Below are 21,194 nucleotides of genomic sequence, written 5' to 3'. Positions count from 1 at the left end.
CCATGACCCGGATGACCCCCCGCGAGATCGTCCACGCCCTGGACCAGTACATCGTCGGCCAGCAGGACGCCAAGCGCGCCGTGGCCATTGCCCTGCGCAACCGCTGGCGTCGCATGCAGCTCGACGGTGAGCTGCGACATGAGGTGACGCCCAAGAACATCCTGATGATCGGCCCCACCGGCGTGGGCAAGACCGAGATCGCGCGCCGCCTGGCCAAGCTGGCCGGCGCCCCCTTCATCAAGGTCGAGGCCACCAAGTTCACCGAGGTGGGCTATGTGGGCCGCGACGTCGAATCGATCATCCGTGACCTGACCGAGGCCGCCATCAAGCTGGTGCGCGAGCAGGCCAAGGCCGAGGTGGGCCACCGTGCGGAGGACGCCGCCGAGGAGCGCATCCTCGACGCCCTGCTGCCACCGCCCCGTGGCCAGGAGGACGAGCCCCGCCAGGACAGCTCGACCCGCCAGATCTTCCGCAAGAAGCTGCGCGAGGGACAGCTCGACGACAAGGAGATCGACATCGAGGTCACGCCCCAGGGTTCCGGCGTCGACATCATGACCCCGCCAGGCATGGAGGAGATGACCAGCCAGCTGCAGAACCTGTTCGCCGGCATGGGCAAGCAGAAGAGCGAGATCCGCCGGGTGGCGGTAAAGGACGCCTTCGGCCTGCTGCGGGACGAGGAGGCCGGCAAGCTGGTCAACGAGGACGACATCAAGAGCCGCGCCGTCGAGGCGGTGGAACAGAACGGCATCGTCTTCCTCGACGAGATCGACAAGGTCTGCAAGGGCAGCGGCCAGTCCAGCGGTGGCGAGGTCTCCCGCGAGGGCGTCCAGCGCGACCTGCTGCCGCTGATCGAGGGCTCCACGGTCTCCACCAAGTACGGCATGGTGCGCACCGACCACATCCTGTTCATCGCCTCCGGTGCCTTCCACCTGTCGCGCCCGTCGGACCTGATCCCCGAGCTGCAGGGCCGGCTGCCGATCCGCGTCGAGCTCAACGCCCTGACGCCGGAGGACTTCAAGCGCATCCTCACCGAGCCCTCCGCCGCGCTGACCAAGCAGTACCAGGCGCTGCTGGCCACCGAGGGGCTCGAGGTCGCCTTCACGGAGGACGGCATCGCGCGCATCGCCGAGATCGCCTGGAAGGTGAACGAGGGCACCGAGAACATCGGCGCCCGCCGCCTGCACACCGTGATGGAGCGCCTGCTCGAGGAGGCCTCGTACCTGGGTGGCGACTTCGGCAGCCCGCTGTCGATCGATGCCGCCTACGTCGACTCCCAGCTCGGCGAGCTGGCGATGGACGAGGACCTGTCGCGGTATATTCTCTAAGCCACGGGCTTCGCACCTCGAGCCGCGCGAAGCTCGAGGTGCGAAACAAGCCAGGAGGTACCATGACAGCCCCGATTCCCACCAGGGTGCATTACCACAAGAAGGACCGCGAGCTCGAGCTCACCTACGAAGGCGGCGAGAGCTACCGGCTGCCGGTGGAGTACCTGCGGGTCTTCTCGCCCTCCGCCGAGGTACGCGGCCATGGCCCCGATACCGCCACCCTGCAGGTGGGCAAGAAGCACGTCGGCCTGAAGGACATCACCCAGACCGGCCGCTATGCCCTCAAGCTGCACTTCGACGACGGCCACGACAGCGGGCTCTTCAGCTGGGACTACCTCTACGACCTGATCCGGCGGCGCGAGGCCAACTGGGCCGACTACCTGCGCCGACTGGAAGAGGCCGGCGCCTCCCGGGAGCCCCTGGGCATCGAGATCAAGCAGCTGTAGGGGTGGCGTCAAGACAATCGTCGCCGGGGGAGGCTACAATGGCGCCCATTGCGAGGCCGCCAGGCCTCCCCCATCACAGCGATTCGGGAGCCCCCACGGCATGAGCGCCAGTGACAAGCACACCACCCACTTCGGCTATCAGGAAGTCCCGGTCGGGGAGAAGGCCTCGCGCGTGGCCCATGTCTTCCACTCGGTGGCGGCCCGCTACGACGTCATGAACGACCTGATGTCGATGGGCATCCATCGCCTGTGGAAGCGCCTGACCATCGAGCGTTCCGGCGTGCGCCCGGGCCACAGCGTGCTCGACATCGCCGGCGGCACCGGCGACCTGACGGGAAAGTTCTCGCGCATGGTGGGCCCCCGCGGCCGGGTGGTGCTGGCCGACATCAACGAGTCCATGCTGCGGGTCGGCCGCGACAAGCTGCTCGACAGGGGCATCGGCGGCAACGTCGAGTACGTGCAGGCCAACGCCGAGTGCCTGCCCTTCCCCGACAACACCTTCGACTGCATCACCATCGCCTTCGGCCTGCGCAACGTCACCGACAAGGACGCCGCGCTGCGCTCCATGACCCGAGTGCTCAAGCCCGGCGGACGCCTGCTGGTGCTGGAGTTCTCCAAGCCGGGCAACCCGTTGTTCTCCAGGGCCTACGACGAGTACTCCTTCCGCCTGCTGCCGAAGATCGGCGAGTTGGTGGCGAGCGACGCCGACAGCTACCGCTACCTGGCCGAGTCGATCCGCATGCACCCCGACCAGGAGACCCTCAAGGCGATGATGGAGGCCGCCGGGCTGGAGCGCGTCGAGTACACCAACCTCACCGGGGGCATCGTCGCCCTGCACCGCGGCATCAAGCTGTGAGGGCATGATGGCGTTGTCTCCCACCCTGCTGCTGGCCGGCCTGGAACGCACCCTGAACGCCCTGCTCGCCCGCGATCCGGCGGCGCCGTCGCGGCTGGCCCGGCTGGCTGGCCAGCGCATCCTGTTGCGCCTGGAGCGCCCCGCCCTGGCGCTGGCCATCCACTTCCACCCGGCCGGCCTCGACCTGCTGCGCCCCGTCGACACCGCCGAGGAGGGCTTCGACGCCGTGGTCGAGCTGGATGCCGAGACTCTCGGCGAACTGCTGGGCGGGGCCTCCGTCGAGCGCCTGATGTTCCAGGGCAAGCTCGCCGTGCGGGGGCGCACCCATCTGCTGGAAGCGACCCGCGACCTGCTGCTCGACCTCGACCTGGACTGGGAGGCGGAACTCGCCCGCTGGCTCGGCGACATCCCGGCCCATAGCCTGGCCGAGGGGCTGCGCAGCCTCTCCCGATGGGGCCTGCGCACCCGCCAGGAGTTCTGCGCCGACGTGGGCGAATATGTCTTCGAGGAGGCACGGCTGCTGCCGGGGCGTCACCAGCTCGAGGCGCTGCGCGACCAGCTGACCGAGGTGGAGATCGCCACCGACCGCCTCGAGGCGCGCCTGGCGCGGCTGCGACGTCGCCTGGCCCCGCCGGAGACGACTCGATGATCCTGCGGCTCACGCGCATCTTCTGGGTGATCACCCGCTACCGGCTCGATACCCTGCTGCCGCTGGAGCGGATGCCCTGGTGGCTGCGCGGCCTGTTCACGCTTTCACCGCTGCGCCTGGTGCCGATCGGCGACCGCTCCCGGGGCGTGCGCCTGCGCCTGGCGCTGGAGTCGCTGGGGCCGATCTTCGTCAAGTTCGGCCAGATGCTCTCGACCCGCCGCGACCTGCTGCCCGAGGACATAGCCGACGAACTGCAGCGGCTCCAGGACCAGGTGCCGCCCTTTCCCGGCCACCAGGCCATGGCCCTGGTCGAGGAGGAGCTGGGGATGTCGCTGGAGGATGCCTTCGCCAGCTTCGAGCCCGAGCCCCTGGCCTCGGCCTCCGTCGCCCAGGTGCATGCCGCCCGGCTGCACGGGGGCGAAGCCGTGGTGGTCAAGATCATCCGTCCGGGGATCGAGCGCGTGATGCGCCAGGACATGGCGTTGATGTATCGCTTCGCCAGCGTGCTGGCAAGAATTCCCGAGGCCCGCCGACTGCGCCCGGTGGAAGTGGTTCGCGACTACGAGGCCACGCTCTTCGACGAGCTCGACCTCACCAAGGAGGCCGCCAACACCTCCCAGCTCAAGCGCAACTTCAAGGGCTCGCCGCTGCTCTACGTGCCGGCCATCCACTGGGCGCTGACCCACCACCGGGTGATGGTGCAGGAGCGCATCTACGGGGTCCCGGTGGCCGATACCGCGGCGCTGCTCGCCCAGGGCACCGACCTCAAGAAGCTGGCCGAACGCGGCGTGGAGATCTTCTTCACCCAGGTGTTCCGCGACAACTTCTTCCATGCCGACATGCACCCGGGCAACATCTTCGTCTCTTTCGAACATCCCCACGACCCGCAGTACATCGCCATCGACTGCGGCATCGTCGGCAGCCTGACCCGCGAGGACCAGGACTACCTGGCACGCAACCTGCTGGCCTTCTTCCACCAGGACTACTACGAGGTGGCGGCGCTGCACATCGAGTCGGGCTGGGTGGGCGAGGGGACCCGCGCCAACGAGTTCGCCGCGGCGATCCGCACGGTGTGCGAGCCGATCCTCGAGAAGCCGCTCAAGGACATCTCCTTCGGCCAGGTGCTGCTGGGCCTGTTCCAGACCGCTCGACGCTTCAACATGGAGGTCCAGCCGCAGCTGGTACTGCTGCAGAAGACGCTGCTCAACATCGAGGGGCTCGGCCGCCAGCTCTACCCCGACCTGGACCTGTGGAGCACCGCCAAGCCCTACCTGGAGCGCTGGATGAAGGAGCGCGCCGGCGCCAGCGGCCTCTGGGAGTCGCTCAAGCGACAGGCCCCGGAGCTCTCTCGTCAACTGCCCGAGCTGCCGGTGCTCGCCCACCAGGTCCTCACCCGAACCGAGCTGGAACACCGCCAGCGGCGCCGCCAGGTCGACGCCATGGGCGGGATCTCCCGAGCGCTGAGCCAGCGGGGCAGGAGCCAGCGGCGGCTTCGGCTGGGCCTGCTGCTGCTGGTCGCCGCTCTCGCCTGGCAGCCGCTGAGCGAGTGGGCCGCAGGTCAGCCCTGGCCGGCCCTGGCCGCCGCCGCCCTCGGCGTGCTGCTGCTGGCCTGGCACTGATGTCCGCCCCGCTCTTCCACCCACTGCAACGGAACCTTCTCCCATGAGCGATATCCTCGACCGTCTTCACGTTGTGCTCGAAGAACGCCGCCGGGCGGAGCCACAGGATTCCTATGTGGCGGCCTTGCATCACAAGGGACTGAACAAGATACTCGAGAAGGTCGGCGAGGAAGCCACCGAGACCCTGCTGGCCGCCAAGGACGCCGAGCATGGCGACGAGTCGGCACGCCAAGCGTTGATCGCCGAAACGGCCGACCTGTGGTTTCATAGCCTGGTAATGCTCTCGCACCTGGGCCTCGACCACCGCCAGGTCCTGGATGAGCTGGCCCGCCGCTTCGGCGTCTCCGGACACGACGAGAAGGCCGCACGGCAACCCTAGCGTCAACTGGCCCTTCCGGGACCTCCCGGAGCCCCAACCTGAGGAAGCAACTATGTTAGGTGGTATCAGTATCTGGCAGCTGCTGATCGTTCTCGGCATCATCATCCTGATCTTCGGCACCAAGAAGCTGCGCAACGTCGGCGGTGACCTCGGCGGCGCCGTGAAGGGCTTCAAGAAGGCCATGCACGAGGAAGAGAAGGATAAGGACGAGGGCGAGAAGGCGGACGACCCCCAGGCCCGCGTCAGCCATGACGAAGAGGTCAATACCTACGACGTCAAGGCCGAGCAGAAGGCCCATGACAAGGAAGAGCACCAGGAAGAGCGCAAGTAACCCGCCATGTTCGATATGGGCTTTCTCGAACTGATGCTCATCGGCGTGGTGGGCCTGCTGGTGCTGGGTCCCGAGCGCCTGCCCAAGGCGGCGCGCACCCTGGGGCTGTGGATCGGCAAGATCAAGCGCACCGTCTCGGGCATGCAGCGCGAGATCAGTGCCCAGCTCGAGGCGGAGGAGCTGCGCCAGAAGCTCAACGAGCAGCAGAAGAAACTCGACGAGGGCGTCCAGCAGGTCAAGCGCGGCGTGGAGAGCATCGCCGAGGAGGAGAGCGACAAGCGCCCGTCGGCCTCGCGTGCCAACGACACCGGCGAGGCCCCGCCGGCAGCCCCGCCCGAGAAGCGGCTCGACGACGCCCTCGCCAGGGCCCGCACGGGCAGCGAGGCAGATGATTCCCAGCGCCCCGCCGATGCCTCCAACGCCGACAAGGATTCTGCCCCCCGATGAGCAAGACCGGTGACCCCAAGGAGCAGAACCAGGCCCCGCTGATCGAGCACCTGATCGAGCTGCGCTCGCGACTGATGCGCGCCGTGATCGCGATCCTGGTGATCTTCCTGGGCCTCTATGCCTTTGCCAACGACATCTACTCCTTCGTCGCCCAGCCGCTGATGGCGCTGCTGCCGGAAGGATCGCAGATGATCGCCACCGAGGTGGCCTCTCCCTTCCTCGCGCCCTTCAAGCTGACCCTGGTGGTGGCGGTGTTCGCCGCCATTCCCTACGTGCTGCACCAGGCCTGGGCCTTCGTGGCCCCGGGGCTCTACGACAACGAGAAGGCGCTGGCGCTGCCGATCCTGGCCTCCAGCGTGGCGCTGTTCTACGGTGGCGCCGCCTTCGCCTACTACGTCGTCTTCCCGCTGCTGTTCCAGTTCTTCACCCAGACCGGGCCGGAGAACGTCGCGGTGATGACCGACATCAACCAGTACCTGAACTTCGTCCTCAAGCTGTTCTTCGCCTTCGGGGTGGCCTTCGAGATCCCCATCGCCACCTTCCTGCTGATCCTCTCGGGCGCCACCACGGTGGAGAGCCTGTCGAAGAAGCGCCCCTACGTGGTGCTGGGCTGCTTCGTCATCGGCATGCTGCTCACCCCGCCAGACGTGGTCTCCCAGAGCCTGCTGGCGGTGCCGATGTACCTGCTCTACGAGGTCGGTCTGCTGTTCGGTCGCCTGGTCCGCCGCAAGCGGGAGAAGGACGAGGAAGACGAGGAAGCATAGCGCCAAGCGGCCAAGGCCAGCACGATAAGACCCGACTAAGACCCAACCCGGCAAAAGCAAGCCCCGAAGCTCGAAGACTTCGGGGCTTGCTTGTAGCTCGGCGCTCGGCGCTTAAAACTTACAGGTCCATCAATTCGTCGATGCGGTCGACCAGCTTGAAGATGCCGGTGGCGGCCTCGCTGATGCGCGTGGCCAGCATGTAGGCCGGGGTGGTCACCACGCGGTTCTCGAAATCCACCACGATGTCCTCGACCCCGCAGCTGCGGTGCAGGCCGCCCATGGCACTGATCGCCCCGGCGACGCCCGGATCGTGCCCCACGGTCACGGCGATGCCGGGGCCGAGCAGGCGCGGCACCAGCACCGGGCTGATGCACATCAGGCCGATCGGCTTGCGCGCCTCATGGAAGCCGGACAGCGCCTCGGTGAGCTCGTCGAGCACCTGCATGCCATCCCCAGCCTCGGCGAAGTTCGAGAGGTTCTTGGCGACACCGAAGCCGCCGGGGAGGATGATCGCATCGAAGTCGTCGGCCTCGAGCTCGTCGAGGGGCGCGATCTCGCCGCGGGCCAGGCGCGCCGACTCGGTCAGCACATTGCGACGCTCGCCGTCGGCCACCTCGCCGCGACGATGATCGACGACATGATGCTGCTCGATGTCGGGGGCGAAGCAGCGATAGCCCAGGCCCAGCTGATCGAGGCGCAGCAGGGTCAGGGTGGTCTCGTAGATCTCGGCACCGTCCTGCACCCCGCATCCCGAGAGGATGACCGCCACCTGTTTGCTCATGCCTTTCTCCTTGAAGGTAGGCGCCCGGCGAAGCCAGGCCCTGAAATCCGCAAGCCTTCACTTTAGAGAGTCGGCCAGGGTGCGACAAGGCGCGGCTTTCGACGCCGGGCGACACTGATATACTCGAGGCATTCGACTCCCGCTGTCATCAGGCCGTCATCCGGCATCGCCATAATGACGGGGGCGGCGGTCCCGATCCCCCTATCCGGAGAGACGCCTTGAGCTTCATGACCACACGCCAGTTCCCGACCTCACGCCTGCGCCGCATGCGCCGCGACGACTTCTCGCGCCGCCTGATGCGCGAGCACACCCTGACCGCGGCCGACCTGATCTGGCCGGTGTTCGTGCTCGAGGGCGAGGGCCAGCGCGAGGCGGTGCCCTCCATGCCGGGCGTCGAGCGGCTGTCGCTCGACCTGCTGATCGAGGAGGCCCGGGAGGCCTTTGCGCTCGGCATCCCGGCCATCGCCCTCTTCCCGGTGGTGGGCACGGCGCTGAAGAGCGAACTGGCCGAGGAGGCCTACAACGCCTCGGGCCTCGTCCAGCGCAGCGTGCGCGCCCTCAAGGAGGCGATCCCCGGGCTCGGCATCATCACCGACGTGGCGCTCGACCCCTACACCAGCCACGGCCAGGACGGCATCCTCGACGAGGCGGGCTACGTCCACAATGACCGCACCGTGGAGACCCTGCTCAAGCAGGCGCTCTCCCACGCCGAGGCGGGCGCCGATATGGTGGCCCCTTCGGACATGATGGACGGCCGCATCGGCTCGATCCGCCACGTGCTGGAGCAGGAGCAGCTGGTCAACACCCGGATCATGGCCTACAGCGCCAAGTACGCCTCGCGCTACTACGGCCCCTTCCGCGACGCCGTGGGCTCCGCCGGCAACCTGGGCAAGGCCGACAAGACCACCTACCAGATGGACCCGGGCAACGGCGACGAGGCGCTCCACGAGGTGGCCCTGGACCTGGCCGAGGGGGCCGACATGGTGATGATCAAGCCCGGCATGCCCTACCTGGACGTGGTGCGCCGGGTGAAGGACGAACTCAAGGTGCCCACCTTCGCCTACCAGGTGAGCGGCGAGTACGCCATGCACATGGCCGCCTTCGAGAACGGCTGGCTGGAGGCGGACGCGGTGATTCTCGAATCGCTGCTCTGCTTCAAGCGCGCCGGCGCCGACGGCGTGCTGACCTACTTCGCCAAGCGCGCGGCCAGGCTGCTCGCGACGACATAGCCGACGGGAGGGACAGCGCCCTTCCGCCCGACGACAGGGAAACCCCATGGAAGAGACACGCGGTCCCGACCGGCAGCCCGACATGCCCACCCAGACGGGGGGCGGCGAGCCCCCCGAGCCTCCCGCCCCGCGGTTGAACCAGACCCGCACCGGCATCAAGCCCAAGGCGCTGCCGGATCCGGAGGCAGACCTGGCCGACCCCGGGCTCTACTTCAACCGCGAGCTCTCCCACCTTCAGTTCAACGTCCGGGTGCTGGAACAGGCCCTGGACGAGGCTCATCCGCTGCTCAACCGGCTGATGTTCCTGCTGATCTTCTCGTCCAACATGGACGAGTTCTTCGAGATCCGCGTGGCGGGCCTCAAGAACCAGGTGCTGCTCGGCGATGATGCCACCGGCGCCGACGGTCGCTCGCCCCGCTCGGTGCTGGCCGAGATCGCCCAGATCGCCCATTCCCAGGTGGCGCGCCAGTACCAGATCCTCAACGAGGTCCTGATCCCCGCCCTGGAGGCCCAGCGGCTTCGCTTCCGTCGCCGCGGGGACTGGTCCGAAGCCCAGGGCGCCTGGGTGCGCGACTACTTCGAGACCGAGATCATGCCGGTGATCAGCCCCATCGGCCTGGACCCTTCCCACCCCTTCCCACGCCTGGTCAACAAGAGCCTCAACTTCATCGTCCAGCTCGAGGGCAAGGACGCCTTCGGCCGCGAGGGGGGCCTGGCCATCCTGCCGGCACCCCGCTCGCTGCCGCGGGTGATCGCCCTGCCCGAGGCGCTCTGCGAGGCGGGCTTCAGCGAGTACGTCTTCCTCTCCTCGATGATCCATGCCCATGCCGAGGAGGTCTTTCCCGGCATGACGGTACTCGGCTGCTACCAGTTCCGACTGACCCGCAACGCCGACCTCGCCGTGGACCCCGAGGAGGTTTCCGACCTCGCCTCGGCGCTGCGCGGAGAGCTGCTGTCGCGGCGCTACGGTAGCGGGGTCCGGCTGGAGGTGGCCGACAACTGCCCCGACGAGCTGGCCGAGTTCCTGCTCAGGCAGTTCCAGCTCGAGGAGCCGGACCTCTTCCGGGTCAACGGCCCGGTGAACCTGACCCGCATGATGTCGGTGCTGGGCGACGTGGAGCGTCCCGAGCTGCTCTATCGCCCCTTCACCCCCGGCCTGCCCAAGGCACTGCGCAAGGCCGACAGCGTGCTGGCCGCGATCGCCGATGGCGACATCCTGCTCCATCATCCCTTCCAGTCCTTCTCCCCGGTGGAGGAGATGCTCGGGGAGGCCGCGCGGGACCCGGACGTGCTGGCCATCAAGCAGACCCTCTACCGCACCGGCGCCGACTCGCCCATCGTCAACGCCCTGGTCGAGGCCGCCGGCAACGGCAAAGAGGTCACGGTGGTGATTGAGCTACGGGCACGCTTCGATGAGGCCGACAACCTGGCCCTGGCCTCGCGCCTGCAGGAAGCCGGGGCCATCGTCATCTACGGGGTGATGGCCTACAAGACCCACGCCAAGATGATGCACATCGTGCGTCGTGAACGGGGCAAGCTGCGCCACTATGCCCACCTGGGCACCGGCAACTACCACTCGCGGACCGCCAAGCTCTACACCGACTATAGCCTGCTCACCGCCGACCCGGTGCTCTGCGCCGACGTGCACAAGGTCTTCCAGCAGCTCTCGGGCATGGGCCGGGCCCGGCACATCGAGCAGCTGTTGCACGCCCCCTTCACCCTGCACGAACAGATGGTGGCCAAGATCGACCGGGAGGCCGAACATGCCCGCAAGGGCAAGCGCGCCCACCTGATCATCAAGTGCAACTCGCTCACCGAGCCGAAGCTGATCCAGGCCCTCTACCGGGCCTCGCGGGCCGGGGTGGAGTGCGACCTGATCATCCGTGGCATGTGCTGCCTGCGCCCGGGCATTCCCGGCATCTCGGAGAACATCCGGGTGCGCTCGATCATCGGCCGCTTCCTGGAGCACACCCGGGTGTTCCATTTCCACAACGACGGCAAGCCGGAGACCTGGGGCTCCAGCGCTGACTTCATGGCGCGCAACATGTTCCATCGGGTCGAGACCTGCTTCCCGCTATTGGACAGGAAGCTGGCCGCCCGGGTCCGCAAGGACCTCGAGACCTACCTGGTGGACAACTGCCAGAGCTGGCTGCTGCGCAGCGACGGCCTCTACGTCAAGCAGCAGCCCGGCGGTGCGGCCCCGATCAGCGCCCAGGAGACCCTGCTCTTCGCCTATGCCGCCAGGGCCTGACTCAGCCCTTGCGGAACGCATCCAGGTCATGGGGGTCGAGCCCGGATACGCGCTCGGGCAGGCCGCGCTCGCGACGGGCGGTACGCACCACCTCGCGCTCGGCGAGCAGTTCGGCATCGTCGTCCAGGGTGCGGCCATTGAGCTCGGCGAGCTGGGCCATGCCCTGGTGGTAGAAGGCGAGCACCGCCAGCGCCGTGTCGTTGCCCTCCGCCATGCCGCGGCGCAGCGCCGGCAGGTAGCCGCTGACCCGGGACAGCTGGTGCTTGAGCTGCCAGACATAGCGCATCTCGGTCATCCAGGGGCGCTCGCGCAGCACCGCGAACACCAGGCTGGTCGCGACCAGCCCCAGCAGCACGCCCAGGGCATTGAGCCAGAAGCTAGAGCCGAAGGTGGTGGTCAGCAGCTGCGAGAACACCAGCCCGAAGACGATCAGCTGGCCGGCCATGGCCAGGCTGATCAGCTTGGCCTTGCGGCGATAGGCCTCGGGGTCGTGCTCTTCGAACTGGAAGGTCATCTGTGCGTCCTGGGTGGCGAGTCGGAAATCGGGACTGATTATCCCGACATCGCCATCCGGGGTACAGGGCTAGCGAAGTCGCTCGGCTGCCGTCAGCAGCAGATGCTCGGTGGTCTCCCAGCCGATGCAGGCATCGGTGACCGAGACCCCATGGCGCAGCCGGCCCGGCGCAAGCGCTTGCTTGCCCTCGTGGAGATGGCTCTCCAGCATCAGCCCCGCCAACGCCGTCTCGCCGGCCAGGCGCTGGGCCAGCACGTCGAGCAGCACCTCGCTCTGGCGGCGGTGGTCCTTGAGCGCATTGGCGTGGCTGCAGTCGACCATCAGCCGCGGCGACAGGTTGGCGTCCTCCAGGGCGCGGCGTGCCGCCTGGACATGGGAGGCCTGGTAGTTGGGCTCGCCGTGGCCGCCGCGCAGCACAAGCTGGGTATGAGGGTTGCCTGCCGTATCGCGCACCGCCGGACGCCCCTCTTCATCGAGCCCGAAGTGGCTGTGCGGGTGCGCCGAGGCGCGCATGGCATCGAGCGCCACGCCGATGTCGCCGCCGGTAGCGTTCTTGAACCCCACCGCCGCCTCGAGGCCGCTGGCCAGCTCGCGGTGAAGCTGCGACTCGGTGGTGCGGGCCCCGATGGCCACCCAGGCGAGCAGGTCCTCCAGGTAGGGCGCCAGCATCGGCTGCAACAGTTCGGTGGCCACCGGCAGCCCCAGCTCGGCCACCTCGCGCATCAGCCGCCGCGACACCTCTAGGCCGCGGGCCATATCGCCGCTGCCGTCGAGGTCCGGGTCGTAGGCCAGCCCCTTCCAGCCCACGGTGGTGCGCGGCTTCTCCACGTAGACGCGCATCACCGGGAGCAGTCGGTCATCGACCCGGGGCGCCAGTGCGGCCAGGCGGCGGGCGTACTCCAGGGCCGCCTCGGGTTCGTGGATGGAACAGGGGCCCACCACCACCAGCAGACGGTCGTCGTGGCCGGCGAGGATCTCGTGGATGGCTCGGCGCTGGGCCCCTATCCGGGCCACCAGTTCGGGAGAAAGCGGCAGTTCGCGGCGCAGCTCGCCGGGGGTGGGCAGCGGCCGGGCCGGGTTGGCGGCGGAGCGCAGGGGCTCGGCCAGGGGGGCGGCGGCAAGGGAAGCGTTCATGGCGTCATCAACTCCGGGTAGCGGTCATACATCGTGTCGGTCGGGTGCCACCGATCTCGCTACGGCCGGGCGTGGCGGAGTGAGCCGACCGCAGCTCGCTAAATCGCCAGTAGCCATAATAGCCCGCGAAGCCCCGGGTCTGGCGGATGGCGATGGATGCGGTCATGGTCTCTCTCCTGGATGTCGGTTGTATGGACGGGGGCCGTGAAATGCGGAACCCCCGGGCGGGGCGGCCGTCCGGGGGTTCTGGCGGAGGCGGCCCTGGTGAGGTGCCTCCCGGCGATGTCGCGTCTTGCGTTCAGGACATGGCCACGGGCACCCCGGGAATAAACCAGTAACCAGACCAATAGCCGCACACAGCGAACGCCTCGCTGCCATTGCGGGCAACGTGAGACGCGGGCTTGACGCGGTGGGTCATGATCATGGGTCGCTCCTGAGGTTTCGCCTCATCCTGCCGCATTGCGGCATGGCTGGCAAGGGCCTCCGCTCAGCCGGCGAACAGCTGGTACCAGCCGATGGTGGCCGGCAGGGCGCTCATGGCCACCAGCACCACCAGGCCCAGCACCACGGACAGCAGGCCGCTGTCGTCCTTGAAGTTCGTGTCGTGTCCCGCCATGTGTCGCTCCTTTTATCGTGTCAGGGTAGAGCCGCATTCTAGCGAAGATGGCCGCATCCGGCACGACACCGATGGTCGCAGCCAGGGTTCGCTAGAGGCTGATCCAGCGCCTCGCCCCTTCCTGACTGATACTCCCCGGTGGTTGCAGGCTCAGCGCAGGTGGCGCCCGCCATCCACCGGCAGGGTCACGCCGGTGACGTAGCGATTGTCGAGCAGGTAGCGCAGGCTCTGATAGATCACCCCGGGGCCGGGAATCATCTCCATCGCCGACTTTGCGCGGGCCTTCTCGGCGTAGGCCTCGTCATCGCCCTCGTTGAGCATGATCATCGCCGGAGCGATGGCATTGACCTGGATCATCGGGGCGTACATGGCGGCGAAGGAGAGCGTCAGGTTGTCCAGTCCCGCCTTGGTGGCGGCGTAGGCGGCGTGCTTCCTGGAGCCCTTCTGCACCACATAGTCGGTCAGGTGCACGATGTCGCGCTGGGGCTCGCTGCACGCCTCGAGCAGCGCCCGGGCATGCAGGTTGATCAGGTAGGGCGCCAGCATGTGGATGCGAAACAACCGCTCGAAGGTAGCTCCCGCCTCGGGGCCGCTGGAGTCCGGCGCCCAATCGCTGGCGTTATGGACGACCGCTCTCAGGGAAGGGGTTGCCTCCTTCAGCCTGGCGAGGAACGCCAGGATGCCCGCCTCCGTCGAGAAGTCGGCCTGCAGGGTGACGATGCCCCGCTCACGCAGCGCGTCCAGCTCGGGCCGCTCGCGGCGATAGCTGATGATCGCCGGATGGCCGTCGTCGCGCAGCCGCTCGGCACAGTGGCGTCCCAGGCGCTGGGCGCCACCGGTGATCAGGATCGGCGAGGCGCTCATGACCGCCCCTCCCTCACCAGGCTGCCCGCGGTGGGCACGATAGGGTCCCGCGGCGCATAGGCGAAGACATCCGAGAAGACCCGAGAGGGCGCCAGGCCCAGCGAGGCGAGCACGTCGACGCAGGCATAGACCATGCCCGGCGAGCCGGAGACGTAGACGTCATGCCCCGAGACGTCATCGAGGGTCGTCGCCAGGGCCTGGTCGATCCGGCCGCGGTGGCCGATGACCCGCTCCCCCGCCACGGCTTCCTCGGGCGCGACCTCGGTCACGGCGTGGAAGCGGACATTGGCATGCGCTTCTACCCACGCCCGGGGCAGGCGTTCCAGGTAGAGGTCGCGACGCTCGCGGGCCGCCCACCAGAGGTCGATCTCGCGTGCCGGGTCATCGTGCAGCGCCGCCTCGACGATCGCCTTCATCTGGGAAAAGCCGGTGCCGGCGGCGACCAGCAGCAAAGGTCGCGTGCTGTCCGGGTCGAGGATGCAGTCGCCGCCGGGCAGGCGCAGGGTCAGCCGCTCGGCCACCTGCATCAGCTCGCGCAGCCGGGCGGAGTTCTCCCGCTCGGGCCAGTGCTGGATGTGAAGCTCGATGGTGCCATCGCCGGCATGGGCGTTGGCGATGGAGAACGGCACCCAGAGGTCCTCCTCCAGCTTCAGCTCCAGGTACTGGCCGGGATCATGGGCCACGGCCTCGGGCCGGCCCTCCAACTGGACGCGGAAGACGTCCGGGGTGAGATCCTCGACCTCGGTGACCAGGCAGGTCAGGGTCCTTGGCGTCATGAAAGCCTCATGAAGTAGTCAGAATGTCGCGTTGTCGGGGAGCTCGATGCCCAGCTCGTTCCAGCGCTCGCTGACGCGGGCCTTGACGGCCTCGTCCATGACGATGGGAGTGCCCCACTCGCGGTCGGTCTCGCCGGGCCACTTGCTGGTGGCGTCCAGGCCCATCTTGGAGCCGAGTCCCGCCACGGGGGAGGCGAAGTCCAGGTAGTCGATGGGGGTGTTCTCCACCATCACGGTATCCCGGGCGGGGTCCATGCGCGTGGTGATGGCCCAGATCACGTCCTTCCAGTCGCGGGCACAGACGTCGTCGTCGAGCACCACCACGAACTTGGTGTACATGAACTGGCGCAGGAAGCTCCACACGCCCATCATCACCCGCTTGGCGTGGCCCGGGTACTGCTTCTTCATGGTCACCACCGCCATGCGGTAGGAGCACCCCTCAGGCGGCAGGTAGAAGTCGACGATCTCGGGGAACTGGCGGCGCAGGATGGGCACGAACACCTCGTTCAGCGCCAGGCCCAGGATCGCCGGCTCGTCGGGCGGACGGCCGGTGTAGGTGGAGTGGTAGATCGCGTTCTCGCGCATGGTCATGCGCGTCACCGTGAACACCGGGAACTGCTCGACCTCGTTGTAGTAGCCGGTATGGTCGCCGTAGGGACCCTCGGGGGCCATGTCGTCGGGGTAGATGAACCCCTCGAGGATGATCTCGGCGGAGGCCGGTACCTGGAGGTCGGCATGGCCGCAGCTGACCAGCTCGGTGCGTGAGCCGCGCAGAAGGCCGGCGAAGGCATACTCGGAGAGGCTGTCGGGCACCGGCGTCACCGCCCCCAGGATGGTGGCCGGGTCGGCGCCCAGCGCCACCGCCACAGGGAAGGGCTCGCCGGGATGGGCCTGCTGGAACTCCTGGAAGTCCAGCGACCCGCCGCGATGGGAGAGCCAGCGCATGATCAGGCGGTTCCTCCCGAGCTTCTGCTGGCGATAGATCCCCAGGTTCTGGCGGGTCTTGTGGGGTCCCTTGGTGATCACCAGGGGCCAGGTGACCAGCGGCGCGGCGTCGCCGGGCCAGCAGTGCTGGATCGGCAGGCGGTCGAGGTCGACCTCGTCGCCCTCGTAGGCGAGCGCCTGCACCGGTGCCGAGCGCACCGTCTTCGGCCCCATGCTCATCACCTGCCGGAAGATCGGCAGCTTGCTCCAGGCGTCGCGAAACCCCTTGGGCGGTTCGGGCTCCTTGAGGAAGGCGAGCAGCTCCCCCACCTCGCGCAATGCGGCGACCGAGTCCTGGCCCATGCCCATGGCCACCCGCTTCGGCGTGCCGAAGAGGTTGCCGAGCAGCGGCATGGCATGGCCCTTGACGTTCTCGAACAGCAGCGCCGGGCCCCCGGCACGCAGGGTACGGTCGCAGATCTCGGTGATCTCGAGGTAGGGGTCGACCTCGGCGGTGATGCGCTTGAGCTCGCCCTGGGCCTCGAGCACCGCGATGAACTCGCGCAGGTCCTTGTACTTCATTCGGATTTCCCGATTCCAGAATGACGAAAGGGGCAGCATAGCATGCCCCTTGAATACGTCTGCTGTGTTGCCCTGGCAAGCGACGCCGGGGACAGGCCGGAGAGGGGGTTACAGCGCCTCTTCGACGGTCCGGCGCTCCGGGGCCTGTCGCCGGGTCAGCCGCGCAGTGGCATTCCCGGCAGCCATGGTCAGCGGCGTTTCATCGCTTCGAAGAACTCGAGGTTGGTCTTGGTATCCTTCAGGCGGTCGATCAGGAACTCGGTGGCCGCGGTATCCTCCATGGGATTGAGCAGCTTGCGCAGGATCCACATGCGCTGCATCTCGTCCTCGGAGGCGATCAGGTCCTCGCGGCGGGTGCCGGAGCGGCGGATGTTGATCGCCGGGTAGACGCGGCGCTCGGCCAGCTTGCGGTCCAGGTGCGCCTCCATGTTGCCGGTGCCCTTGAACTCCTCGAAGATCACCTCGTCCATCTTGGAGCCGGTATCGACCAGCGCCGTGGCGATGATGGTCAGGCTGCCGCCCTCCTCGATGTTGCGGGCCGCACCGAAGAAGCGCTTGGGCTTCTCCAGGGCATGGGCGTCGACGCCGCCCGTGAGCACCTTGCCGGAGCTCGGCACCACGGTGTTGTAGGCCCGCGCCAGGCGGGTGATGGAGTCGAGCAGGATCACCACGTCCTTCTTGTGCTCGACCAGGCGCTTGGCCTTCTCGATCACCATCTCGGCGACCTGCACGTGGCGCGCCGGCGGCTCGTCGAAGGTCGAGGCCACCACCTCGCCGCGCACCGTGCGCGACATCTCGGTCACTTCCTCCGGGCGCTCGTCGATCAGCAGCACGATCAGGTGGCACTCGGGGTTGTTGCGGGTGATGGAGGTGGCGATGTTCTGCAGCATCAGGGTCTTGCCCGCCTTGGGCGGGGAGACCAGCAGGCCGCGCTGGCCCTTGCCGATGGGCGCCACCAGGTCGATGATCCGCGCCGTGAGGTCCTCGGTGGAGCCGTTGCCGATCTCCATGCGCAGCCGCTCCTGGGGGAACAGCGGCGTGAGGTTCTCGAACAGGATCTTGTGCTTGGCGTTCTCCGGCTTGTCGAAGTTGATCTCGCTGACCTTGAGCAGCGCGAAGTAGCGCTCCCCTTCCTTCGGCGGGCGAATCTTGCCGGAGATGGAGTCGCCCTTGCGCAGGTTGAAGCGCCGGATCTGGGAGGGCGAGACATAGATGTCGTCGGGACCGGCCAGGTAGGAGCTGTCGGCACTGCGCAGGAAGCCGAATCCATCCTGCAGGATCTCCAGCACGCCATCACCGAAGATCGGCTCGCCGCTCTTGGCATGCTTCTTGAGGATGGCGAAGATGATGTCCTGCTTGCGGGAACGTGCCAGGTTGTCGATGCCCATCTCGCGGGCAATCTCCAGAAGCTCCGGCACTGGCTTTTGCTTGAGTTCGGTAAGATTCATCGGTGTGTTCAGAATTCGCTCGTGGAAGCCGGGCGGCAGTGCGCCGTGAGGAAAGACAGGAGGCGAGACGATGACGCCCTGTGGATGCGTTCAGAGCCCGGACAGGCTACCTCTCGTCATGCTGCATCGTATGGCCATGGGCGGGCGACCGCATTCTGGGTTGCCGGGCCGATATCGGAAGCGAGGAAGCAGGTTCGTTTTCGCCTGACCTGCGGGTCCGGGCCAGGCGGCCGGGATCGCGGGCTGAAGCAGTGGGCTGTCTGACGACTTGGAAACTGACCGTGACGGGATCGCCGCGAGACGGTCGGGAAGCATTCGGAACAGGCGAACGACCCGATACTAGTCAAGCCGGCGGGCGAACGCAAGCCCTGGGACCCGCGACAATTGACACGATCGGGAGCGCCGCGCACCCTTGCCCCTGACCGATCCGAAGGAACTGCCATGACCTCGCCACAGGACCCGGCGCCCTCCGCTGCCGCCCCACTTACGGCTGCCGTGGCCGGCGATCCCACCCGGCTCGCCGCCATTGACCTCGGCTCCAACAGCTTCCACCTGCTGGTGGCCAACTATCAGGACGACCGCCTGCAGGTGGTGGCCCGCCTCGGCGAGAAGGTCCAGCTGGCCGCCGGCCTCGACGAGGACGGCCGGCTCGGCGAGGAGGCCATGCAGCGCGCCCTGGACTGCCTGGCACGCTTTGCCCCCTTCCTCGAGGATATCACCCCGGGGCACCTGCGGGTGGTGGGCACCAACGCGCTGCGCGATGCGATCAACAGCCAGGCGCTGATCGAGCGCGCCGAGGCCCTGCTCGGCCACCGCATCGAGATCATCGCCGGCCGCGAGGAGGCCCGCCTGATCTATCTGGGCGCGGCCCACGCCCTGGCCGAGGACGGCCGCCGACTGATCGTCGACATCGGCGGCGGCTCCACGGAGTTCATCATCGGCGAGCGCTTCGAGCCCCTGGCGCTGGAGAGCCTGCGCATGGGCTGCGTGACCTTCACCCGCCGCTTCTTCGAGGGGGGCGAGATCAGCGAGAAGCGCATGCGCCAGGCGGAGCTTGCCGCCCTCTCGGAGCTGGCCAACATCCAGCGCCCCTACCAGCGCCTGGGCTGGGTCGACCCGGTGGGGTCCAGCGGCACCATCAAGGCGGCGGCCGCGGTGATCGCGGCCGCCGGGGATGCCCCCGACGGGGTGATCACCCGCAACGGCCTGGCCGCCCTGCGCAAGCGCCTGATCAAGTGCAGGAAGCTCGACAAGGTGGCCATGGAGGGACTCAAGGCCGACCGCTCGCGGGTCTTTCCGGCCGGGGTGGCGATTCTCGGCGCGGTCTTCGAGGCCTTCGACCTGGAGCGGATGCGCTATGCCGACGGCGCCCTGCGCGAGGGGGTGCTCTACGACATGGTGGGGCGCAACAGTCCCGAGGACTCGCGCCTCAAGACCCTGGACGGCCTGGCCCGCAGCTACCAGGTGGACGGCCGGCAGGCCGACAACGTGGCGGCCACCGCCGGCGCCCTGCTCGACCAGGTCCGCGGGACCTGGGGCCTCGACGACGACCAGGCGCGCTTCCTCGACTGGGGCAGCCGCCTGCACGAGATCGGCCTGGCCATCTCCCACAGCCAGTTCCATCGCCACGGCGCCTACCTGCTGGAGTACTCCGACCTGGCCGGCTTCTCGCGGCCGGAACAACGACTGCTGGCCTTCCTGGTGCGCGCCCACCGCCGCAAGTTCCCGGTCAAGGAGTGGCAGGCGCTGCCCGAGTCGGAGCGCCGTCCCCACGCCCGGCTGGCCCGACTGCTGCGCCTGGCGGTGATCCTCAATCACTCCCGTCCCGAGCAGCCCCCGGCCGTGCCGCGGCTCGAAGCGGAGGGCGAGGCGCTGACGCTGACGCTGGTCGGCGAGGAGACCCCGGCGCTGCTGCTCAACGATCTGGAGCAGGAGGCGGCCTACCAGCAGGCCGCGGACTTCCCCCTGGTGCTGCGCCGCGGCTGACCCAGCCCTCGCCGAGCGCCAGCCACGCCTCATCCACCGGATCGAGCACCGCCACCGCGGTTTCTCCCAGCCGAACCACCAGCAGCCGCCCACGCGCCCAGGGCGGCACGTCGAGCTCCTGCAGCAGCCGCTTGAGGTCGCGCCGGCCACGGCCGGGCAGCCGCAGCCGCTCTCCCCCTCGCCGCGGTACTACCTGCAGACGGACCGGTGCACCATCGCCCCGGCCCAGCGAGACCCGCACCTCTCCCCATGGCGTGACCAGCGGTGAGCGGCCATCCCACCCGGCCTGCCAGTCGACCGGCAGCGGCTCAGGAGGCGCCAGCAGATAAAGCTGCCCTCGCCAGACCCTGGCCTCCGCGCCGGGCCAGGCCACCCGCACCTCGGCATCCTGCCTGGCACCGAGCTGGGCCAGCAGCGTCGCCAGCCGCCGCGCCGGCGGCGTCGGCAGGCCCAGCCGTGCGCAGCAGTGGCGCACCAGCAGACGCCGGCGAGCATCCGACGACAGCCAGGCCAGCCCATCAAGCTTCAAACGCGCAGGGTCGCCACCCAGGCGCTCGAGATCCAGCCCGGCGAGCTCGCCAAGCAGGGTATCTGCCTCACCGGCCAGCACCGCGCTGCGGGAGAGGGCCTCGCCGGCATGGGGCCAGCGGGACGCCAGCAGCGGCAGCACGGCGTGGCGCAGGAAGTTGCGGTCCAGGGTCTCGTCGTCGTTGGAGGGGTCCTCCACCCAGGCCAGGCCCCGGCGCCCCGCCTCGGCCTCGAGGGTCGGCCGCGCCATAGCCAGAAAGGGGCGCTCGAGCCGCCGGCCCCGCCAGTCGCGGCCCATCGTCATCCCGGCCAGGCCGCGCACCCCGCTGCCACGCAGGGCGGCCAGCAGGAAGGTCTCGGCCTGGTCATCCCGATGCTGGGCCAGCCAGAGGGTCTCCCCCGGGGCCACTCGCCCGGCGAAGGCGGCGAAGCGCGCCGCCCGGGCCGCCCCTTCCAGCCCCTGCCCGGCGGATCGGTCGACGGCGACACCTTCCACGAACAGCGGCACGCCGAGTCGCGAACAGAGCCGCCGGCAGTGACGCTCGAAGCCGTCGGCGGCGGGCTGCAGGCCATGGTGGACATGCAGGGCCCGCAGGGGGCGGGGATGACGACGACCGGCCGTGGCCGCCAGGGTCAGCAGCAGCGAGGAGTCCAGCCCCCCCGAGAGGGCCACCCAGACACAACGCCCCGGCGGGGTCTGGGCCAGGGCGTCATCGATCAGACGTTGCAGGGACATGGCCGAACG

General features: G+C 68.4%; 22 protein-coding genes. 12 read left to right on the top strand and 10 right to left on the bottom strand.

Annotated features, from left to right (window positions below; translation table 11 throughout):
• The first annotated feature begins 2 nt into the window (after positions 1-2).
• The 9 genes from hslU to tatC all read left to right on the top strand — a co-directional run bounded on the left by hslU (position 3) and on the right by tatC (position 6,816).
• Positions 3-1,325 carry an ATP-dependent protease ATPase subunit HslU gene (hslU, locus tag QLQ86_RS02665; protein WP_282734201.1) on the top strand — a complete coding sequence of 441 codons (1,323 nt, stop codon included), beginning with the start codon at positions 3-5 and terminating at the stop codon, positions 1,323-1,325.
• Positions 1,326-1,387: 62 nt separating this feature from the next.
• The gene (locus QLQ86_RS02660; RefSeq protein WP_282734200.1) at positions 1,388-1,771 is read left to right on the top strand and encodes a DUF971 domain-containing protein; all 384 of its coding nucleotides are present in this window, start codon (positions 1,388-1,390) and stop codon (positions 1,769-1,771) included.
• A gap of 100 nt (positions 1,772-1,871) precedes the next feature.
• Positions 1,872-2,627 (top strand): bifunctional demethylmenaquinone methyltransferase/2-methoxy-6-polyprenyl-1,4-benzoquinol methylase UbiE, encoded by a 756-nt coding sequence (gene ubiE, locus QLQ86_RS02655; protein ID WP_282734199.1) that lies wholly within the window; start codon positions 1,872-1,874, stop codon positions 2,625-2,627.
• Between the two features lie 7 nt (positions 2,628-2,634).
• Positions 2,635-3,276, top strand: coding sequence for a ubiquinone biosynthesis accessory factor UbiJ (locus QLQ86_RS02650; RefSeq protein ID WP_282734198.1), 642 nt, complete (start codon positions 2,635-2,637; stop codon positions 3,274-3,276).
• Positions 3,273-4,895, top strand: a complete 1,623-nt coding sequence (gene ubiB / locus QLQ86_RS02645) for a ubiquinone biosynthesis regulatory protein kinase UbiB (RefSeq protein WP_282734197.1) — start codon at positions 3,273-3,275, stop codon at positions 4,893-4,895. The genes QLQ86_RS02650 and ubiB overlap by 4 nt, the downstream gene beginning before the upstream one ends.
• Positions 4,896-4,938: 43 nt before the next feature.
• Positions 4,939-5,274 carry a phosphoribosyl-ATP diphosphatase gene (locus QLQ86_RS02640; protein WP_282734196.1) on the top strand — a complete coding sequence of 112 codons (336 nt, stop codon included), beginning with the start codon at positions 4,939-4,941 and terminating at the stop codon, positions 5,272-5,274.
• A 52-nt stretch (positions 5,275-5,326) separates the two neighbouring features.
• Positions 5,327-5,605 carry a Sec-independent protein translocase subunit TatA gene (gene tatA, locus QLQ86_RS02635; protein ID WP_282734195.1) on the top strand — a complete coding sequence of 93 codons (279 nt, stop codon included), beginning with the start codon at positions 5,327-5,329 and terminating at the stop codon, positions 5,603-5,605.
• A gap of 6 nt (positions 5,606-5,611) precedes the next feature.
• On the top strand, positions 5,612-6,052 hold the full coding sequence (gene tatB, locus QLQ86_RS02630) for a Sec-independent protein translocase protein TatB (protein WP_282815824.1): 441 nt from the start codon (positions 5,612-5,614) through the stop codon (positions 6,050-6,052).
• On the top strand, positions 6,049-6,816 hold the full coding sequence (gene tatC, locus QLQ86_RS02625) for a twin-arginine translocase subunit TatC (protein ID WP_282734193.1): 768 nt from the start codon (positions 6,049-6,051) through the stop codon (positions 6,814-6,816). The genes tatB and tatC overlap by 4 nt, the downstream gene beginning before the upstream one ends.
• Positions 6,817-6,934: 118 nt before the next feature.
• On the opposite strand, the gene elbB is transcribed toward tatC, so the two are convergent.
• Positions 6,935-7,597: an isoprenoid biosynthesis glyoxalase ElbB gene (gene elbB / locus QLQ86_RS02620; protein WP_282734192.1), complete on the bottom strand. Its 663-nt coding sequence runs from the start codon at positions 7,595-7,597 to the stop codon at positions 6,935-6,937.
• A gap of 227 nt (positions 7,598-7,824) precedes the next feature.
• Between elbB and hemB the strand changes: the two genes are divergently transcribed.
• Positions 7,825-8,826, top strand: a complete 1,002-nt coding sequence (gene hemB / locus QLQ86_RS02615) for a porphobilinogen synthase (RefSeq protein ID WP_407650039.1) — start codon at positions 7,825-7,827, stop codon at positions 8,824-8,826.
• 46 nt (positions 8,827-8,872) lie between these two features.
• Positions 8,873-11,077, top strand: coding sequence for a polyphosphate kinase 1 (ppk1, locus tag QLQ86_RS02610; RefSeq protein WP_407650028.1), 2,205 nt, complete (start codon positions 8,873-8,875; stop codon positions 11,075-11,077).
• Between the two features lies 1 nt (position 11,078).
• Here the strand turns inward: ppk1 and QLQ86_RS02605 are convergent, their stop codons facing one another.
• From QLQ86_RS02605 to rho, 8 genes are all read right to left on the bottom strand, one after another.
• Positions 11,079-11,591: a DUF3087 family protein gene (locus QLQ86_RS02605; protein ID WP_282815822.1), complete on the bottom strand. Its 513-nt coding sequence runs from the start codon at positions 11,589-11,591 to the stop codon at positions 11,079-11,081.
• Between the two features lie 69 nt (positions 11,592-11,660).
• Positions 11,661-12,725 (bottom strand): 3-deoxy-7-phosphoheptulonate synthase, encoded by a 1,065-nt coding sequence (locus QLQ86_RS02600; RefSeq protein ID WP_282815821.1) that lies wholly within the window; start codon positions 12,723-12,725, stop codon positions 11,661-11,663.
• Positions 12,726-13,023: 298 nt separating this feature from the next.
• Positions 13,024-13,149 carry a hypothetical protein gene (locus QLQ86_RS02595; RefSeq protein ID WP_282734188.1) on the bottom strand — a complete coding sequence of 42 codons (126 nt, stop codon included), beginning with the start codon at positions 13,147-13,149 and terminating at the stop codon, positions 13,024-13,026.
• Positions 13,150-13,212: 63 nt separating this feature from the next.
• Complete coding sequence (locus QLQ86_RS02590; protein WP_257125510.1) at positions 13,213-13,341, bottom strand: hypothetical protein; 129 nt, start codon at positions 13,339-13,341, stop codon at positions 13,213-13,215.
• 150 nt (positions 13,342-13,491) lie between these two features.
• Positions 13,492-14,205: a dihydromonapterin reductase gene (folM, locus tag QLQ86_RS02585; protein ID WP_282815820.1), complete on the bottom strand. Its 714-nt coding sequence runs from the start codon at positions 14,203-14,205 to the stop codon at positions 13,492-13,494.
• Entirely contained in the window at positions 14,202-14,981 is a 780-nt protein-coding gene (locus tag QLQ86_RS02580) for an NAD(P)H-flavin reductase (protein WP_282815819.1), read from the bottom strand. Before QLQ86_RS02580 ends, folM begins: the two co-directional genes overlap by 4 nt.
• An 18-nt stretch (positions 14,982-14,999) precedes the next feature.
• A complete protein-coding gene (ubiD, locus tag QLQ86_RS02575) occupies positions 15,000-16,487 on the bottom strand; it encodes a 4-hydroxy-3-polyprenylbenzoate decarboxylase (RefSeq protein WP_282815818.1) in 1,488 nt (495 codons plus the stop codon).
• Positions 16,488-16,675: 188 nt separating this feature from the next.
• Positions 16,676-17,935: a transcription termination factor Rho gene (rho, locus tag QLQ86_RS02570; protein ID WP_282734184.1), complete on the bottom strand. Its 1,260-nt coding sequence runs from the start codon at positions 17,933-17,935 to the stop codon at positions 16,676-16,678.
• Positions 17,936-18,376: 441 nt separating this feature from the next.
• Here rho and ppx point away from each other — a divergent pair, with 441 nt between their 5' ends.
• Positions 18,377-19,921, top strand: coding sequence for an exopolyphosphatase (ppx, locus tag QLQ86_RS02565; protein WP_282815817.1), 1,545 nt, complete (start codon positions 18,377-18,379; stop codon positions 19,919-19,921).
• Here ppx and tilS read toward each other — a convergent pair.
• Complete coding sequence (gene tilS / locus QLQ86_RS02560) at positions 19,851-21,185, bottom strand: tRNA lysidine(34) synthetase TilS (protein ID WP_282815816.1); 1,335 nt, start codon at positions 21,183-21,185, stop codon at positions 19,851-19,853. The genes ppx and tilS overlap by 71 nt on opposite strands.
• Between the last annotated feature and the right edge of the window lie 9 nt (positions 21,186-21,194).

Source organism: Halomonas rhizosphaerae, assembly GCF_030012485.1.
Classification (GTDB): Bacteria; Pseudomonadota; Gammaproteobacteria; order Pseudomonadales; family Halomonadaceae; genus Halomonas; species Halomonas rhizosphaerae.
This window is presented reverse-complemented; position numbering and strand designations above follow the sequence as displayed.

What these genes read in the sequence shown, in the direction of transcription:
- ppk1 (WP_407650028.1), top strand. Translation starts at nt 8,873, where the DNA reads ATGGAAGAGACACGCGGTCCCGACCGGCAGCCCGACATGCCCACCCAG.
- tatB (WP_282815824.1), top strand. Translation starts at nt 5,612, where the DNA reads ATGTTCGATATGGGCTTTCTCGAACTGATGCTCATCGGCGTGGTGGGC.
- ubiE (WP_282734199.1), top strand. Translation starts at nt 1,872, where the DNA reads ATGAGCGCCAGTGACAAGCACACCACCCACTTCGGCTATCAGGAAGTC.
- QLQ86_RS02650 (WP_282734198.1), top strand. Translation starts at nt 2,635, where the DNA reads ATGGCGTTGTCTCCCACCCTGCTGCTGGCCGGCCTGGAACGCACCCTG.
- tatA (WP_282734195.1), top strand. Translation starts at nt 5,327, where the DNA reads ATGTTAGGTGGTATCAGTATCTGGCAGCTGCTGATCGTTCTCGGCATC.
- ppx (WP_282815817.1), top strand. Translation starts at nt 18,377, where the DNA reads ATGACCTCGCCACAGGACCCGGCGCCCTCCGCTGCCGCCCCACTTACG.
- elbB (WP_282734192.1), bottom strand. Translation starts at nt 7,597, where the DNA reads ATGAGCAAACAGGTGGCGGTCATCCTCTCGGGATGCGGGGTGCAGGAC.
- QLQ86_RS02640 (WP_282734196.1), top strand. Translation starts at nt 4,939, where the DNA reads ATGAGCGATATCCTCGACCGTCTTCACGTTGTGCTCGAAGAACGCCGC.
- QLQ86_RS02605 (WP_282815822.1), bottom strand. Translation starts at nt 11,591, where the DNA reads ATGACCTTCCAGTTCGAAGAGCACGACCCCGAGGCCTATCGCCGCAAG.
- QLQ86_RS02600 (WP_282815821.1), bottom strand. Translation starts at nt 12,725, where the DNA reads ATGAACGCTTCCCTTGCCGCCGCCCCCCTGGCCGAGCCCCTGCGCTCC.
- QLQ86_RS02580 (WP_282815819.1), bottom strand. Translation starts at nt 14,981, where the DNA reads ATGACGCCAAGGACCCTGACCTGCCTGGTCACCGAGGTCGAGGATCTC.
- tilS (WP_282815816.1), bottom strand. Translation starts at nt 21,185, where the DNA reads ATGTCCCTGCAACGTCTGATCGATGACGCCCTGGCCCAGACCCCGCCG.
- QLQ86_RS02660 (WP_282734200.1), top strand. Translation starts at nt 1,388, where the DNA reads ATGACAGCCCCGATTCCCACCAGGGTGCATTACCACAAGAAGGACCGC.
- QLQ86_RS02595 (WP_282734188.1), bottom strand. Translation starts at nt 13,149, where the DNA reads ATGATCATGACCCACCGCGTCAAGCCCGCGTCTCACGTTGCCCGCAAT.
- hslU (WP_282734201.1), top strand. Translation starts at nt 3, where the DNA reads ATGACCCGGATGACCCCCCGCGAGATCGTCCACGCCCTGGACCAGTAC.
- ubiB (WP_282734197.1), top strand. Translation starts at nt 3,273, where the DNA reads ATGATCCTGCGGCTCACGCGCATCTTCTGGGTGATCACCCGCTACCGG.
- ubiD (WP_282815818.1), bottom strand. Translation starts at nt 16,487, where the DNA reads ATGAAGTACAAGGACCTGCGCGAGTTCATCGCGGTGCTCGAGGCCCAG.
- rho (WP_282734184.1), bottom strand. Translation starts at nt 17,935, where the DNA reads ATGAATCTTACCGAACTCAAGCAAAAGCCAGTGCCGGAGCTTCTGGAG.
- tatC (WP_282734193.1), top strand. Translation starts at nt 6,049, where the DNA reads ATGAGCAAGACCGGTGACCCCAAGGAGCAGAACCAGGCCCCGCTGATC.
- folM (WP_282815820.1), bottom strand. Translation starts at nt 14,205, where the DNA reads ATGAGCGCCTCGCCGATCCTGATCACCGGTGGCGCCCAGCGCCTGGGA.
- QLQ86_RS02590 (WP_257125510.1), bottom strand. Translation starts at nt 13,341, where the DNA reads ATGGCGGGACACGACACGAACTTCAAGGACGACAGCGGCCTGCTGTCC.
- hemB (WP_407650039.1), top strand. Translation starts at nt 7,825, where the DNA reads ATGACCACACGCCAGTTCCCGACCTCACGCCTGCGCCGCATGCGCCGC.